Source organism: Clostridium sp. UMB9555A, assembly GCF_030222355.1.
GTDB classification, from domain to species: Bacteria; Bacillota; Clostridia; order Clostridiales; family Clostridiaceae; genus Sarcina; species Sarcina perfringens.
On sequence record NZ_JASORQ010000001.1, the window covers coordinates 843,125 to 858,334 of the forward strand.

Below are 15,210 nucleotides of genomic sequence, written 5' to 3' on the forward strand. Positions count from 1 at the left end.
AGTAAAAAATAAGAGGTAAGAAAATTCTTACCTCTTATTTTGAGTTATTATTTCATTGATTGTTCGTATTTTTCTACCATTCTTTTAACCATTTCTCCACCAACGCTTCCGCATTGTCTTGAGCTAAGGTCTCCGTTGTAGTCTGAGAATGGTACTCCCATTTCATTTGCTACCTCATTTTTGAATTTTGATAAACCGTTTTTTGCTTCTGGAACTAAATGTTGTGACATTTTGAATTCCTCCTTTAAGTTTAATAAGATTTTTTTGAAAGGTTAAGTTTTTCTTTTCCTTTCAATATTATGATGTGCAGAATTGGATTTAATAATCTATAAACTTATATCCAATATAGGATTAAAAATCACATTATGGTATAAAATTACAAGTAGAATTGATTTATCTTATGAAAGTAAAATTAAATATATTTTTGAAAAAAGCTCAAACAGAATTATTATCTGTTTGAGCTTTTTAATTTATACATTAAATTTTAAATCTTTATGTGATAAGAATCCATATGAAGAATCAGCCTCTTTAACAGCTTTTATAATAGCTTTCTCCATAACTTGAGCAGCTAAAAGACCAACTACATTTATATCTGCCTTAACTTTATTTGATGAAAGAGTAAATATTGTATCACCATCAAACATAGTGTGAGCAGGGCGAATGGTTCTTCCAAAACCATTTTGAGCCATAGATGCAATTTTATTAGCTTGAGCTTTATTAAAATCACCATTAGTCACTATGCACCCAATAGTAGTATTTCCTTTAAAAACATTTTTAGGGTTAGAATAATTAGCTAATAAGCTTTCCTCTATGTTTATAAAGGAATTCCTATCTTGGCTTAAGCCACCAGCTATTATTTTATTATTATTATTAGGATCAACAATATCACCTAGGCTATTAACTCCTACAATAGCTCCTACCTTTAAATCTCCAACTTGCACTGCATAGCTTCCAAAACCACCTTTCATAGCAAGTTTTTGATTTAAGGCTTTACCTACTGTTGCGCCTGTTCCACAACCTATATTTCCGTTTTTTGAGTCAAGATAGGTTTCAGAATTTTTACAGGCTTCTAAACCCATTTCCTTATTAGGTCTTACTTTAGGATTACCACAGGCTAAGTCAAATAAAACAGCACCACATACTATAGGAACTTTAGCCACCCCTACGTCAAATCCAATATTTTTATTTTCTAGATATTCCATAACACCTGAGCAGGCATCAAGTCCAAAGGCAGATCCACCAGATAATACTACAGCATGAACTTTATCAACCATTTCCATAGGATTTAATAAATCGGTTTCTCTAGTTCCAGGAGCTCCACCACGAACATCAACTCCTCCAGAAGCACCTTCTTCACATAGTAAAACTGTACAACCTGTAGCACCTTCAAAATCTTGAGCATGTCCTAGTTTAAAACCCTCTATATCTGTAATCTTTATTTCAAACATTATAATATACACCTCCATTAAATTGTTTTATATGATTTAAATGTTATATTTTAAGAATAATACTCTATTTTACATAAGTGATAATTTACAGAGTTTAAAATTAATATAAAGTTTAAAAAATTTAAACCTTTACTAATAACTGAATAAAGTTTTAGCGTATAACTTTAAGTAAGCTATACGCTAAAATATATTTATAATCTTAAATTATCTTAAAATTTTTCTAACTCCTAATATAACAGGAATTGATATTAAGGCTGATATAAATGCCTCAGGAATTCCATTTGTAACTCCTATTCCTGCTAAGGTTAATTTTGCAGCATGTTCAGATATTCCTAGAGCAGAAGCATATCTCTCTAAATAAAAAACATATGTTAAGCCAAGTACACCTATGGTATTTGTTAAGGTTCCAATTACGGAAGCTGTACCTATAGATAGGGCTTCTTCTTTATTTTTATGTTTAAATTTAAACATGATAATCATACTTGCTAAAAAGAATAAAACACCGATTATAGCTGATATAGTTAAAGAATCTGTTAAAGCTTCAGAACTTACAAATAGAAGAACTCCAAGAATAAGAGAACTTATAATTGATGTAGCTTTTAAATTCTTTTTAGATCCTTTAATCATAGATGCATATACATAGTAACTTACCACACCTATAAGAATTCTAGGAACTAAAGCTATAATAGGATTCCAGAACATAAAGCTAGTTGGCATTGGCGCCGTAAAAGCTTGATACATAGAAAATAATCCAAAAACTAGTCCTATTAATCCTCCTACAATAGGACCTTCAATAATAGCTCCTATTATAACAGGAATATGCATAATAGTAGCCTTAACAGGTGGAATATTTATAAATCCTAATCCTGTTAATCCTAGAAATATTGATATACCAGATAGCATACCAATAACTACTAGTTTTCTTGTTTTTTGTCTAGTTTGATAGACTGCATTCATTGACTCTCCTCCGTTCTTATTCCCAGTGGGATATAATTCGGTTGTTAAATTTTTAACCGTACAAAATAGTTCAGCTTCTAATATAGAATACCGACAGTGATATTTTAACATTAACTTTTTAAGTAATTCAATATAAAAAGGAAATTTTGTGCAAATTTATAAATACCATAAAAGGCAGAATGGCTTACTTACAGGGATTAAAAGCATAAAGTAGTAATTTTCTGACAATTAATAAAAGAATGAATTTAAATTATTGGTGGTAAAATATAATTAAGTTAAATTAAAAATAAATTTTAATTAGTGAAAGTTTAGGAGTTTATATATGAAGGATAAAGAATTATTTGAAATTTTAGAAAAGCATATTTTAGAGGATAAGAATCCATCAGAATTTTTAAATTATTTAAAGGAAAAGAAGCTTTTAGAAGGCTCTTTTTTAGAAATATTAAGGGATTTAGAAGAGGTTAAGCAAGAGAAAAAACACCACCCAGAAGGAAATGTATGGATTCATACAATGCAAGTTTTAGATGAAGCAGCAAGTTTAAGAGAGCTTGCTAATAATAAAAGAGAATTTATGTGGGCAGCTTTACTTCATGACATTGGAAAGAGAGATACTACTAAAATGAGAAAGGGAAGATGGACTGCTTATGACCATGATAGGGTAGGAGCGAAACTTTCAAAAGAAATATTAGAAGAGGTTACAGATGAAGGGGAGTTTATAAGTGAAGTAAGCAGTTTAGTTAGATATCATATGTCTTATCTTTATATAGATAAAAATTTACCCTTTGTAAAACCAGAAGATATGGTTAAAAGTTCAGATCTTCATGATATAGCTTTATTGACTTATTGTGATAGAATTGGAAGAGGGAAAAAGACTTTAGAAGATAAGAAAAAAATCTTAGATTCAATAAATGATTTTATAGTTAAAATTAATGAGAAAACTAATAAGAATTATGAGAAATTATATGTTTTGGGAAAATAAGTAATTGATTTTTATAATAATTACTTATATAATGTCTATTATAAATTAAAATTCAATATGTTCGGATGAAGGTAATGGGAGAGTGATATTTTAAATATCCACCGAAGAGGGAAATCTTTCAGGTATTAGGACCGTTACTGGACGAGCCTCTGGAGAGACTCTTTTAAAAAAGAGCACCGAAGGAGCAAGGTCAAAATTTTTGACTGAAACTCTCAGGTAAAAGGACAGAGGATAAGGTTAGTTACTTAAATTTTTTAAGTATCCTTATTCTCCTCCGCAAATTTAAATTTAAGGAGGATTTTTTTTATGGAAAACTTATTAAATCAAATCGACAATTTAGTATGGGGAGTGCCACTTCTTGTGCTGCTTGTAGGAACAGGAATATACCTGACTATAAGACTAAAACTATTACAAATCTTAAAATTACCATTAGCTTTAAAGTATGTATTTAAAAAAGATGAGGAATCTTCTTGTGAGGATGCAGAGGGAGATGTTTCAAGTTTTGGAGCCTTATGTACAGCCCTTTCAGCTACTATAGGTACTGGAAACATAGTTGGTGTTGCCACTGCTATAAAGGCAGGTGGACCAGGAGCATTATTTTGGATGTGGGTAGCTGCTTTCTTTGGAATGGCAACTAAATATGCAGAAGGTGTACTTGCTATAAAGTATAGGGTTGTAGATGAAAATGGCCAAATGGCAGGTGGACCAATGTACTATATAAAAAATGGACTTGGTTTAAATTGGTTAGCTAATATTTTTGCTTTCTTTGGAATTGGTGTAGCCTTATTAGGAATAGGAACTTTTGGACAAGTTAAGTCCATAACTGATGCAGCAAGTATTACATTTAATGTTCCTACAATTGTTACAGCAGGAATAGTAACTTTATTAGTTGCTTTAGTAATTTTAGGTGGAATAAAAAGAATATCTAGTGTATCAGAAAAGGTAGTTCCTTTAATGGCAGGACTTTATATATTAGGAGTTTTAATTGTTATAGCTTTTAATTTAGATAAGGTTCCACATGCAGTATCAATAATTATTGAAAGTGCCTTTAATCCTAAGGCGGCTTTAGGCGGAGCTGTAGGAGTTAGCATAATAACTGTAATGAAAAGTGGAATAGCTAGAGGAGTTTTCTCTAATGAAGCTGGCCTTGGAAGTGCTCCAATAGCAGCGGCGGCAGCTAAGACTAAGTCTCCAGTTAAGCAAGGACTTATTTCAATGACAGGTACATTCTTTGATACAATTCTTATTTGTACAATGACAGGTATAGTAATAATTCTTACTGGTGCCTATAGTGGAAGTTTAGAAGGAGCAGCACTTACAACACAGGCCTTTGAAATAGGTCTTCCTATAAGTAATATAGGAACATATATAGTTAATATAGGACTTATGTTCTTTGCATTTACTACAATATTAGGATGGAACTATTATGGAGAAAGATGCATTGAGTATTTATTTGGAATAAAAGCTATAAAACCATATAGAATTTTATATATAATTTTAGTTGCTATAGGATCATTCTTACCATTAACATTAATATTCATAATTGCAGATATTGTTAATGGATTAATGGCAATTCCAAACCTTGTAGGTATTATTGGATTAAGAAAAGTAGTTATAGAAGAAACAGAAGAATTCTTTAAAGAAAAAGCTTTAAGTGAAGAGAGTACAGAATTAGAAGGAACTGTTTTAAATTAATATAAATAAAAAATCCATGAGTAAATATTACTCATGGATTTTTTTATCTTCCTTCATTAGGAAGTTTACTTCTAACTATATTTTCAACTTTTTCAGGAAGCTCTGTAATTTCTTCCTTTGTAAGTTTATCAGTATAAACTGGTGGATGAATATAAAGATTTACTTTACCAGGTTTTATGAAATAATGATTTCCTTCCATTATTTTATATGTTCCATCAATTGTAAGAGGAACTATAGGAACCTTTGGTTTAGTAGCTAATTTAAAACTACCAGCTTTAAATTCTCCCATTTTACTACATTGACTTCTTGTTCCTTCAGGGAAAACAACCATTGAATATCCATCTTTTAATTGTTTAATTCCTTGTATAATACCGGCCATAGCTTTTTTAGGGTGTTCCCTATCAATAAATATAGCCTTTGAAAGTATTATCCAATCTTTTAATATAGGCATTTTTTCAAGTTCTTTTTTTGCTATGAATCCCTTTGGTCTATCAATAGAGTACATGATTACAGGAATATCCATATTACTTTGATGGTTACAAACAAAAAGAACAGGTCCATTAGGAATATTCTCTAAACCTTCAACATTAACTTCTATTCCAGCATCCTTAAGAAAAGTATGAGCTATTCTTCTACTGCATTGATATATGTATTCATCTCTTTCCTCAAGCTTACCTTCCTCTTCCATTTTATTTATTTTTTTTATATCAGATAAGGATTTTATTAATGTCCAGGCATATCCTTTTCCATACCAATATATAGATCTAAACATATATTTCGCCCCTTTAATATTACTAGTACTAAGTAATATTATAACAGTTTTTAAAAAATATCAAATATGGAATTTATTTTGTGGAGAGCAATAATAAAAAAGTGTGGATATTTACTATTTCTTTCTTATAGAATATAATTTACAAAAATAGAGTTGTTTTATTTGAGATAAATTAAATAGAAAGTAAAGCAATATAACTTATTTTAGAATATAAATTACTTTGATTGGAGAATACATTAAGATGAAAAATTTAGATTTGAAAAATGGAGTAATAATAGCAGATGGAGCTATGGGAACTAGAATAATGAAATTAGGAGTAAATTTAAAAGAGACTCCATCAGAACTTTTAAATATTAAAAAGCCTGAATTAATAGAAAAAATTCATAGAGAGTATATAGAATCTGGAGCTAACTTAATACTTTCAAACACATTTATGTGTAATATTATAAATGCAAAAAGGAATAATTATAATTTAGAGGAAGTTATAGAGGCAGGAATTCATATTGCTAAAAAAGCATGTGGAGATCATGGCTTAGTTGCCTTAGACATAGGTCCACTTTCATATTATATAGAAGAAAATGATTCTTCTTTTAAAGAAATTGTTTATGAAAATACTGAAAGAATAATTAATGTTTCAAAAGATAAATTTGATTTAGTTATTTTTGAAACCTTAGGAAGTTTAAAGGAAGGTGAATTTGCAGTTAAAAAAGCAAAAACTTTAACAGATAAAAAGGTTATATGTTCCTTTACTTTAGCTTATAAAAAGGATATTCCTAATTTCATAAAAAATATTGTTTCAACTTTAGAGCCTTTAGGAGTAGATGCTTTAGGAATAAACTGTACAGAGTACGAAGAAATACTAATGGCCTTAGATATACTTAAGGAAAATACAAATCTTCCTATAATGATAAAGGCTAATTTAGGAATACCAAAAAAAGTAGGGGAAGAGCTTATATATGATAAGACTTTAGAAGAATTTAAAAATTTATCTAAAAAAGCCCTTGAAAAGGGAGTTAATATAATAGGAGGATGTTGTGGAACAACTCCAGAATATATAAGAGCTATTTGTAATTTGAAATAGAGTATAGAAGATATAATAAGGGGATATAATTATGGGTGAAAATAAGAGAGAAAAAGTTTTTTTAGAGTTTCCTATTATTGAGACTGAAAGATTTATACTTAAAGAAATAGAAGAAAAGCATAAGAATCATTTCATTAGTTTATTTTCAGATGAGGATATAATGAAATATTCAGGTACAGAAGTTTATGATCCTGAAAAACAAGTTGAATTTTATTTTAAAAAGGTTAAGTTAATGTACAAGGAGAAAAAGGGAATAAGGTGGGCTATAATAAATAAAGAAAGTAAAGAATTTATTGGAGATATAGGTCTTTATAATATAGATTTTTATTCTAATAATACTGAGATTGGTTACACTATAGAAAAGAATTTTTGGGGAAAGGGAGTTGCTTCAGAGTGTATTAAAGCTATAGAAAACTTTGCATTTGAAATTTTAGATATGAATAGAATTATAGCCATGATTGATAGTAATAATATTTCATCAATTAAACTATCAGAGAAGCTAGGATTTCATAAGGATGGAATTTTAAGAGAGCATTATTATAACAAGAGTAAAGATGAATATATTAATATATGTGTTTATTCACTAATAAAAAGTGATATTAAAATTAAATAATCTATAAAAAGTCCACTAAACATATAAGATTGAAAATTGAATGAATGCTTTGTAAACGTATATAATCTAGGTATAGGTTAATGAACTTTAGATAAGGAGAGGTTAGGCATGAAAAAAGTACATGTAGTTTCCCATAGTCACTGGGATAGAGAATGGTATATACCATTTCAAAAACATAGAGTTAAATTAGTAGATTTTATGGATTCATTAATAGATACCTTAGAGAATAATGAGCATTTTAAATATTTCCATTTAGATGGACAAACTATAGCTCTAGATGATTATTTAGAAATAAAGCCATATATGTTTCATAGATTAAAGAAACTTATAGAAGAGGGAAGACTTCATGTAGGCCCATGGTATGTTCTTCAAGATGAATATTTAATAAGTGCAGAAGCAAATGTAAGAAATATGCTTTTAGGAATGAGATTTGCAAAAAGATTTGGAAACCCAGTAAAAATAGGTTATTTCCCAGATTCTTTTGGTAATATATCTCAAGCTCCTCAAATACTAAGAGGATTTGGAATAGATAATGCAGTATTCGGTAGAGGAATAACTCCAATAGCTTTTGATAATCAAAAGGTTGAAGAAGCAGGAGAAAATGAATATCACTCAGAGGTATTATGGAAATCACCAGATGGATCAGAAGTTTTAGGAATACTTATGGCTAACTGGTATAGTAATGGTAATGAAATTCCAGCAGATAAAAAAGAAGCTATTGAATTCTTAAATGATAGAGTTAATAAAGCAGATATGTATGCTACAACAAATCAAATACTATTAATGAATGGATGTGATCATCAACCAGTTCAAACAAATGTTGGTGACATAATAGATAATGTAAAAGAAGATGTTGATTTTGAATTAGTTCATAGTAATTTAGTTCAATATATAGAGGATGTTAAGAAAGAAGTTAAAGACTTAAAAGAAGTTACAGGAGAATTAAATGGTCAATATACAGATGGCTGGTGGACTCTATGTAACACAGCTTCATCAAGACTTTACTTAAAGCAAATGAATAATAAGTTTCAAGTTCTTTTAGAAAGATATGTTGAGCCTTTAGGAGTTATGGCTTCATTAGAAGGAAAGAAATACGAAAGTGATTTCATACTTCAAGCATGGAAATACTTAATTCAAAACCATCCTCATGATTCAATCTGTGGATGTAGTATTGATGAAGTTCATCAAGATATGGTGACAAGATTTAAATCTAGTATGCAAATATCAGAGGAAATGATAGCTAGAAGTACTGAGCATATGTTAAATCTAGTAAATGGAACTACTACTGATAGAGAAAGCATTGTTGTATTTAATACCTTAGGATGGGATAGAAGTGAAGTAGTAGAGGCTACAGTTGATGTAAATAAAGAATCAGGCATAGAAAACTTCAAGGTCGTTACAGAAAATGGAGAGGAAGTTCCATCAGTGGTTGAAGTCTTAGGAGAAACATTTAAATATACTCTTCCAAATAATAGATTTAGACAACCTGAGTATGTAAATAGATTTAAGGTTAAATTCTTAGCTAATAATATAAAAGCTTTAGGATTAAAATCATTTAAAATAGTTCCATGTGAAAAGGTAGAAGAAAAAGAAGTTTCTAAAGATTTAACTTTTGAAAATAAATTCTTCTCATTAAAGTTTAATGAAAATGGTACCTTTGATTTACTTCATAAAGGAACAAATAAAGAGTATAAAAATTTAAATGCCTTTGAAGATTGTGGAGATATAGGAGATGAATATATCTTTAGAGCTCCAGAGAAAGATTTAGTGATAAATACTTTAGGAAATAAAGCTTCTATTAATGTATTAAAAGATAATGAAGTAGAAAAAGTAATAAAGGTTAAAAATACTTTAGAAGTACCAGTAAAAGCTATTAAGAAAGAAAGTAGAAGAGTAGAAGAAACAACTGAAATTAACTTAGTTTCTACTATAGTATTAAGTGAAGTTTCTAAGAGAGTTGATATTAAAGTTGAAATAGAAAATACTGCAAAGGATCATAGAGTAAGAGCATTATTCCCAACTGGAATAGAAGCAAGTACTCATTTTGCAGAGGGACATTTTGATGTTATAGAAAGAGAAACAACTCCATGGGAAGGATGGCAAAATCCATCTAATTGTCAAAAACAAACAAACTTTGTTGATGTAAATGACGGAAAAGTTGGACTTATGATTGCTAATATGGGATTACCTGAGTATGAGGTATTAAGAGATGGTGAAAATACCATAGCTTTAACAATATTAAGATCTGTTGGAGAGTTAGGAGATTGGGGTGTATTCCCAACGCCAGAAGCTCAATGCTTAGGAAATAATGTTGCTGAATATTCAATAATAGCTCATGAAGGAGATTATACTGGAGAAAGAGCTTACGAAGAAGCATATAACTTAAATACTCCAATGTTAGCACTTCAAGGAGATTTCAAAGCTGAGGATTCTTTAGTTTCAATTAAGGGAGAAAATGTAGTTTTATCAGCATTTAAGAAAGCTGAAGAGGGTGATTCTATAATAGTAAGAATATTTAACATTTCTGATAAGGAAGAAAACTTCCAAATAAAAGTTAATAGAGATGTTAAAGAAATAAATGAAGTTAACTTAAATGAAGAACTTATAGAAAAACTAGAAGTAAAAGAAAATGCTATTAATGGAATTATTTCGAAGAAAAAAATAAAAACTTTTGAAATAGTGCTTTAATAAGGAATTAATAAGAGGATATATCTTTTGATATGTCCTCTTTATTAATTTCATATGTCTTTTATTAGAGAACAGTTGTGTTTTGAAATACAGGATGATATACTTGAGGTGTGTATATGATTAAAGCTTAAAATCTTGATTTTATCATATATAGAGTATTTAAAAATTATATCTAATTATATTAAGTAAATAAAATAAAAATATTTTAATTAATACTTTTATTTTAGTGTTAAAGTATTTTTAAATTTAATCTATAAATAATGTTTTTTATTGAAAATATTAATTATAGGTGGTATTTTAATAAGTGGCGAATAAAAGAGGGCTATTATTTTACTTGGATTTTGGATATTTTATAGATGTAAAGAGGTGAATAGTTCCAATGGAAGGAAATTTATTAGTTATAGATAAAAGAGTATTACCAGAAGTTTTTGAAAAGGTAATAAATGCTAAAAGGCTTTTGAAAGAAGGAAAAGTTAAGGAGATAACAGAAGCTGTAAAGCAAGCTGGTATTAGTAGAAGTGTTTATTATAAGTATAAAGACTATATATTTGAATTTGCAGAAACCCTTCAAGGTAGAAAAGTTATATTTAATATGGTGGTTACTCATGAAAAGGGAGTTTTATCATCTGTTTTAAATATATTATCAGATGTTGGAGGAAATATACTTACAATAGATCAAGGGTTACCTATACATGGATTAGCTCATGTAAGTTTCACAATAGATATATCAACTATGAAGTGTGATATAAAGGAAATGTTAAATGAAATAGAATTAGTTCATGGTGTTGAAAAGGTAGAATTTGTTGCCATGGAATAGAAAAATTCCTAACTTAGAACAATCTAAGTTGGGAATTTTTTTTGAAATTTATTTATTTGGTAGAAAATGTTTTTGATAAGGATAATTATTATGGTTTAATAATTAATATGGTATAAGAAATGTGTATATATAATGATTTAATAGAAATTATATAAGTATAAGGAGGGTGAATATGGAAGTTTATTTTGATAATAGTGCTACTACTAAGCCGTTAAAGGAAGTTAGAGATGAGGTCTACTATGCTATGGATGAATTTTGGGGTAATCCATCATCTTTACATAAATTAGGGGTAAAGATGCAAAGAAAGATTGAAGATCTTCAAGAGAGTATTGCGAAAAAAATAAATTCTTCTAAGGAAGAAATAATCTTTACTTCAGGAGGAAGTGAAAGTAATAATATGATTATTAAAGGATTAGTTGGAGAAAATAATCATATTATAACTACAACCTTTGAACATTCTAGTGTTTTAAATACTTATAGGGAATTAGAAAAGCAAGGTGTAAGTGTAACATATTTAAAGGTTAATAATAAAGGATTTATAGATTTAAAAGAATTAGAAGAGGCAATAAATAAAAATACGGTTTTAGTATCTATAATGCAGGTTAACAATGAAGTAGGAAGCATACAAAAGATTAAGGAAATAGGAAGATTAATTAAAGAAAAAAGTAAAAGAGCAAAATTTCATGTAGATGGAGTACAGGGTTTTGGAAAGTTTGCAATTGATGTTAAGGAATGTAATATAGATTTTTATTCTGTTTCAGCTCATAAGTTTCATGGACCAAAAGGAGTTGGATTCATGTATATGAGAAAGGGATTAAATTTAAAGTCCCTAATAACTGGGGGAGAACAACAAAGAGGACTAAGGGCAGGAACAGAAAATACTCCTTCGTATATGGGCATGGTAAAGGCAATGAATATTGCCTATGATTCCTTAGAAGATTCTTATAATCATGTAAAAAGTATTAAGGAATATTTTATAGAAAGACTTTCTAGAATAGAAAATGTAGTAATAAATACCCCTAGTAGTGAAGAATATAGTCCTTATATACTAAATGTTTCTTTTTTAGGAACTAGATCAGAGGTTTTACTTCACATCTTAGAGGAAGATAACATATTTGTTTCAACAGGTTCGGCTTGTTCTTCAAAAACTGCTGTAGCAAAGGGTAGTTATGTATTAAATGCTATGGGATTAGAGCCAAAATGCATTCAAGGGGCTATAAGATTTAGTTTTTCTAGATATAACACTTTAGAAGAAGTTGATTATACAATAGCTTCATTAGAAAAAGCTTTAAAATTTTTAAGGAGAATAAAAATATGAATAATTTAATTTTAGTAAAATATGCCTCAGAAATATTTTTAAAGGGGCTTAATAAAAATAAGTTTGAGAGAAAATTAAAAGAAAATATAAGAAAAAAGTTAAAAGATATAGATCATGAATTTATAACAGATCAAAATAGATGGTTCATAAAATCAGAAGACTTAGATGGAGTTATTGAAAGGGTAGAAAAGGTTTTTGGAGTTAAAGAACTTTGCTTAGTTACTCAGGTTGAAGGGGACTTTGATTCAATAAAAGAAGAGGGATTAAAGAAAATTAAAGAAAGCAAAGCTAAGAGTTTCAAAGTAGAAACAAATAGAGCTAATAAAAAATTCCCGATGAATTCTATGGAGGTTTCAAGAGCTGTTGGAGGATATATCCTTTCAGAACTTGGGGATGAAATAGAAGTTGATATACATAATCCAGAGTGTAAGCTTTATGTAGAAATAAGAGGAAATGCTTATGTGTTTACTGATAAAGATAAAATAAAGGCTGTAGGAGGCTTACCATATGGAATGAACGGAAGTACTATGGTTATGTTATCAGGAGGAATTGATTCACCAGTAGCAGCTTATTTAATGGCTAGAAGAGGAGTTGAAACTCATTGTGTATATTATCATTCTCATCCATACACTTCAGAAAGAGCCAAGGATAAGGTTAAGGAATTAGCTAAAATCGTAGGAAGATATACAGAAAAAATAACTCTTTATGTAGTTCCTTTTACAGAAATACAAATGGATATAATAGAGAAGTGTAGAGAAGATGAATTAACAATAATAATGAGAAGATTCATGATGAGAGTGGCTTGTGAACTTTCTGAAAGAAAGAAAATACAGTCAATAACTACTGGAGAAAGTATAGGGCAAGTAGCATCTCAGACTATGGAAGGACTTATGGTAAGTAATGATGTTTCTGATAGACCAGTGTTTAGGCCTCTAATAGCTATGGATAAAGAGGATATAATGGATATTGCAAGAGATATAGATACTTATGAGACATCAATACTTCCATATGAAGATTGTTGTACAATATTTGTACCAAAACATCCAAAGACTAAGCCTAGAGTTAAGGATATGATAATAGCTGAAAGAAAGCTTGATATAGAAGCTTTAGTAAATAAGGCTATAGATGAAATGGAAACTTTCATATTTGAATAATTAGTTTATATAGACTTATTTATTGTATTTTAAAGAAATTAAATATAAAATAAAAGGGCGTGTTTCAAAATAAATTTTATTACTATATTTTGATACAAACCCTTTTGTTTTTTAGGAGGAGTTATTATGGATAGAAATATTGAAAAAAGTATAGGAAAAATATTTAGACACTTTAAGGGTGACCTTTACTTAGTAGAGGGAGTAGTTACTCATTCAGAAAGTAGAGAGAAAATGGTATTATATAGAGCCTTATATGGAGATTGTGGTCAATTTGTAAGACCTTATGATATGTTTTTAGAGGAAGTTCCAAAGGAAAAAGAAAATCCTACAGGACAGAAATATAGATTTCAAGAATTTGAAGTTAAAAGCTTAAATAGAAAATAATAATAGTATTTATTAATAGGATCTTTAAGTTCTATTTTAAATTAATAAAATTTTAAAATTAAAATAAACGTAATAGCTCAGAAAGTATTTTAAAATCCTTCTGAGCTATCTTAATGAATAAGAGGTTACAGCAGATTAGCCATAACGAAAAATGAGTTTAGAGAAATTTAAAACCCTAAAATAATAACGCGTACATTTTAGAATATGGTTTTAAAGTAATTCCCTAAAGTAGAGAAATATTATATAGGAACAGCTGTATAGATTAAATAACCCTACAGTTAGTATTATTGTCAAATATATTAAGTTATATACAAATTTAAAAATTATTTTTCATTACCAAAGGCTTTAGGTTTAATATAATAATCAATAACAGGTACAAGTAAATTCATAAGAAGAATTGAATATGATACTCCTTCAGGATAACCACCAAATATTCTTATTAAAGTAGTTATAAGTCCACAGCCAAAGGCAAATATAATTTGTCCTTTCTTTGTTAGTGGAGAAGTTACATAATCAGTTGCCATGAAAAAGGCTCCTAAAAATAATCCACCTGTAAAGATTTCATAAATTCCATTTCCACTTAAAAAGCCATTTCTACCTATAACAGTAGTTAATATTAAAACTGTACCAATATAAACAAGAGGAATATGCCATGTTATTACTTTTCTATAAAGTAAGTATAAAGCACCAAATAGTATAGCTAGAGCAGAAACCTCTCCTATGCATCCTGCAATGTTTCCAAGAAAAGCATTGCTTAAAGGAGGAAGATTTCCTTGTCCATTTTTTAGTAAAGCTAAGGGGGTAGCTGTGGTAACTCCATCTAATGTAAATATACTAATGCTTTCAGGCCAAGCTGCTAGTAGAAAAGCTCTAGCTGCCAAGGCTGGATTCATGAAATTACATCCTATACCACCAAAAATTTGTTTTACTAATACTATGGCAACAATTGAGCCAATGCATGCCACCCATAGAGGGGTATTAATAGGTAGATTTAAAGCAAGTAAAACTCCTGTAACAATAGCACTTAAATCCTTTATGGTGATTTCTTTTTTTGTTATTCTTTGAAAGGCATATTCAGAAATTACAGCGGAGATTGCACAGATTGTAATTATAAAAATTGCTCTTAATCCAAAAACTAATACACCGACTAAAGAGGTTGGAATGAGAGCTATTAAAACATCTCTCATTATGCTCTGTGTTGATGATTTATCTTTTATGTGAGGAGAGGAGTTAACTAGAAGATTATCATCCTTTAAGTCGCTTAATATTAAGGATTCCATAGATTCTTGTTTTGTATCAACCAT

At 29.1% G+C, this 15,210-nt stretch carries 14 protein-coding genes and 1 riboswitch; of the genes, 9 read left to right on the forward strand and 5 right to left on the reverse strand.

What is annotated here, in order from left to right:
* Positions 1-47: 47 nt before the first annotated feature.
* The 3 genes from QP548_RS03875 to QP548_RS17065 all read right to left on the reverse strand — a co-directional run bounded on the left by QP548_RS03875 (position 48) and on the right by QP548_RS17065 (position 2,405).
* Positions 48-230 (reverse strand): alpha/beta-type small acid-soluble spore protein, encoded by a 183-nt coding sequence (locus QP548_RS03875; RefSeq protein WP_003454632.1) that lies wholly within the window; start codon positions 228-230, stop codon positions 48-50.
* Positions 231-470: 240 nt separating this feature from the next.
* Complete coding sequence (locus tag QP548_RS03880) at positions 471-1,448, reverse strand: P1 family peptidase (RefSeq protein ID WP_061428423.1); 978 nt, start codon at positions 1,446-1,448, stop codon at positions 471-473.
* Between the two features lie 204 nt (positions 1,449-1,652).
* Positions 1,653-2,405, reverse strand: a complete 753-nt coding sequence (locus tag QP548_RS17065; RefSeq protein ID WP_003454639.1) for an ECF transporter S component — start codon at positions 2,403-2,405, stop codon at positions 1,653-1,655.
* Positions 2,406-2,727: 322 nt separating this feature from the next.
* Here QP548_RS17065 and QP548_RS03890 point away from each other — a divergent pair, with 322 nt between their 5' ends.
* Positions 2,728-3,384 (forward strand): HDIG domain-containing metalloprotein, encoded by a 657-nt coding sequence (locus QP548_RS03890; protein WP_061428421.1) that lies wholly within the window; start codon positions 2,728-2,730, stop codon positions 3,382-3,384.
* Between the two features lie 139 nt (positions 3,385-3,523).
* Positions 3,524-3,622, forward strand: a riboswitch (glycine riboswitch).
* A 68-nt stretch (positions 3,623-3,690) separates the two neighbouring features.
* On the forward strand, positions 3,691-5,079 hold the full coding sequence (locus QP548_RS03895) for an alanine/glycine:cation symporter family protein (protein WP_061428419.1): 1,389 nt from the start codon (positions 3,691-3,693) through the stop codon (positions 5,077-5,079).
* 43 nt (positions 5,080-5,122) lie between these two features.
* Here QP548_RS03895 and QP548_RS03900 read toward each other — a convergent pair whose 3' ends face one another.
* Positions 5,123-5,851 carry a lysophospholipid acyltransferase family protein gene (locus QP548_RS03900; protein ID WP_061428417.1) on the reverse strand — a complete coding sequence of 243 codons (729 nt, stop codon included), beginning with the start codon at positions 5,849-5,851 and terminating at the stop codon, positions 5,123-5,125.
* 241 nt (positions 5,852-6,092) lie between these two features.
* Between QP548_RS03900 and QP548_RS03905 the strand changes: the two genes are divergently transcribed.
* The 7 genes from QP548_RS03905 to QP548_RS03935 all read left to right on the forward strand — a co-directional run bounded on the left by QP548_RS03905 (position 6,093) and on the right by QP548_RS03935 (position 13,906).
* The gene (locus QP548_RS03905) at positions 6,093-6,932 is read left to right on the forward strand and encodes a homocysteine S-methyltransferase family protein (RefSeq protein WP_061428415.1); all 840 of its coding nucleotides are present in this window, start codon (positions 6,093-6,095) and stop codon (positions 6,930-6,932) included.
* Between the two features lie 31 nt (positions 6,933-6,963).
* Positions 6,964-7,545 carry a GNAT family N-acetyltransferase gene (locus tag QP548_RS03910; protein ID WP_061428413.1) on the forward strand — a complete coding sequence of 194 codons (582 nt, stop codon included), beginning with the start codon at positions 6,964-6,966 and terminating at the stop codon, positions 7,543-7,545.
* 108 nt (positions 7,546-7,653) lie between these two features.
* Positions 7,654-10,233, forward strand: coding sequence for an alpha-mannosidase (locus QP548_RS03915; RefSeq protein ID WP_061428411.1), 2,580 nt, complete (start codon positions 7,654-7,656; stop codon positions 10,231-10,233).
* Positions 10,234-10,612: 379 nt separating this feature from the next.
* On the forward strand, positions 10,613-11,050 hold the full coding sequence (locus tag QP548_RS03920; RefSeq protein WP_061428409.1) for an ACT domain-containing protein: 438 nt from the start codon (positions 10,613-10,615) through the stop codon (positions 11,048-11,050).
* Between the two features lie 172 nt (positions 11,051-11,222).
* Entirely contained in the window at positions 11,223-12,368 is a 1,146-nt protein-coding gene (locus QP548_RS03925; RefSeq protein ID WP_061428407.1) for a cysteine desulfurase family protein, read from the forward strand.
* Positions 12,365-13,522, forward strand: a complete 1,158-nt coding sequence (gene thiI, locus QP548_RS03930) for a tRNA uracil 4-sulfurtransferase ThiI (protein WP_061428405.1) — start codon at positions 12,365-12,367, stop codon at positions 13,520-13,522. The genes QP548_RS03925 and thiI overlap by 4 nt, the downstream gene beginning before the upstream one ends.
* Before the next feature lie 126 nt (positions 13,523-13,648).
* Positions 13,649-13,906, forward strand: a complete 258-nt coding sequence (locus QP548_RS03935; RefSeq protein WP_061428403.1) for a DUF1653 domain-containing protein — start codon at positions 13,649-13,651, stop codon at positions 13,904-13,906.
* Between the two features lie 323 nt (positions 13,907-14,229).
* Here the strand turns inward: QP548_RS03935 and QP548_RS03940 are convergent, their stop codons facing one another.
* Complete coding sequence (locus QP548_RS03940) at positions 14,230-15,210, reverse strand: RnfABCDGE type electron transport complex subunit D (RefSeq protein ID WP_061428401.1); 981 nt, start codon at positions 15,208-15,210, stop codon at positions 14,230-14,232.

Excerpts from the sequence above, each read along its gene's own strand:
- QP548_RS03920 (WP_061428409.1), top strand. The coding sequence starts at position 10,613 with ATGGAAGGAAATTTATTAGTTATAGATAAAAGAGTATTACCAGAAGTT.
- QP548_RS17065 (WP_003454639.1), bottom strand. The coding sequence starts at position 2,405 with ATGAATGCAGTCTATCAAACTAGACAAAAAACAAGAAAACTAGTAGTT.
- QP548_RS03940 (WP_061428401.1), bottom strand. The coding sequence starts at position 15,210 with ATGGTTGATACAAAACAAGAATCTATGGAATCCTTAATATTAAGCGAC.
- QP548_RS03880 (WP_061428423.1), bottom strand. The coding sequence starts at position 1,448 with ATGTTTGAAATAAAGATTACAGATATAGAGGGTTTTAAACTAGGACAT.
- QP548_RS03895 (WP_061428419.1), top strand. The coding sequence starts at position 3,691 with ATGGAAAACTTATTAAATCAAATCGACAATTTAGTATGGGGAGTGCCA.
- thiI (WP_061428405.1), top strand. The coding sequence starts at position 12,365 with ATGAATAATTTAATTTTAGTAAAATATGCCTCAGAAATATTTTTAAAG.
- QP548_RS03915 (WP_061428411.1), top strand. The coding sequence starts at position 7,654 with ATGAAAAAAGTACATGTAGTTTCCCATAGTCACTGGGATAGAGAATGG.
- QP548_RS03875 (WP_003454632.1), bottom strand. The coding sequence starts at position 230 with ATGTCACAACATTTAGTTCCAGAAGCAAAAAACGGTTTATCAAAATTC.
- QP548_RS03900 (WP_061428417.1), bottom strand. The coding sequence starts at position 5,851 with ATGTTTAGATCTATATATTGGTATGGAAAAGGATATGCCTGGACATTA.
- QP548_RS03890 (WP_061428421.1), top strand. The coding sequence starts at position 2,728 with ATGAAGGATAAAGAATTATTTGAAATTTTAGAAAAGCATATTTTAGAG.
- QP548_RS03905 (WP_061428415.1), top strand. The coding sequence starts at position 6,093 with ATGAAAAATTTAGATTTGAAAAATGGAGTAATAATAGCAGATGGAGCT.
- QP548_RS03935 (WP_061428403.1), top strand. The coding sequence starts at position 13,649 with ATGGATAGAAATATTGAAAAAAGTATAGGAAAAATATTTAGACACTTT.
- QP548_RS03910 (WP_061428413.1), top strand. The coding sequence starts at position 6,964 with ATGGGTGAAAATAAGAGAGAAAAAGTTTTTTTAGAGTTTCCTATTATT.
- QP548_RS03925 (WP_061428407.1), top strand. The coding sequence starts at position 11,223 with ATGGAAGTTTATTTTGATAATAGTGCTACTACTAAGCCGTTAAAGGAA.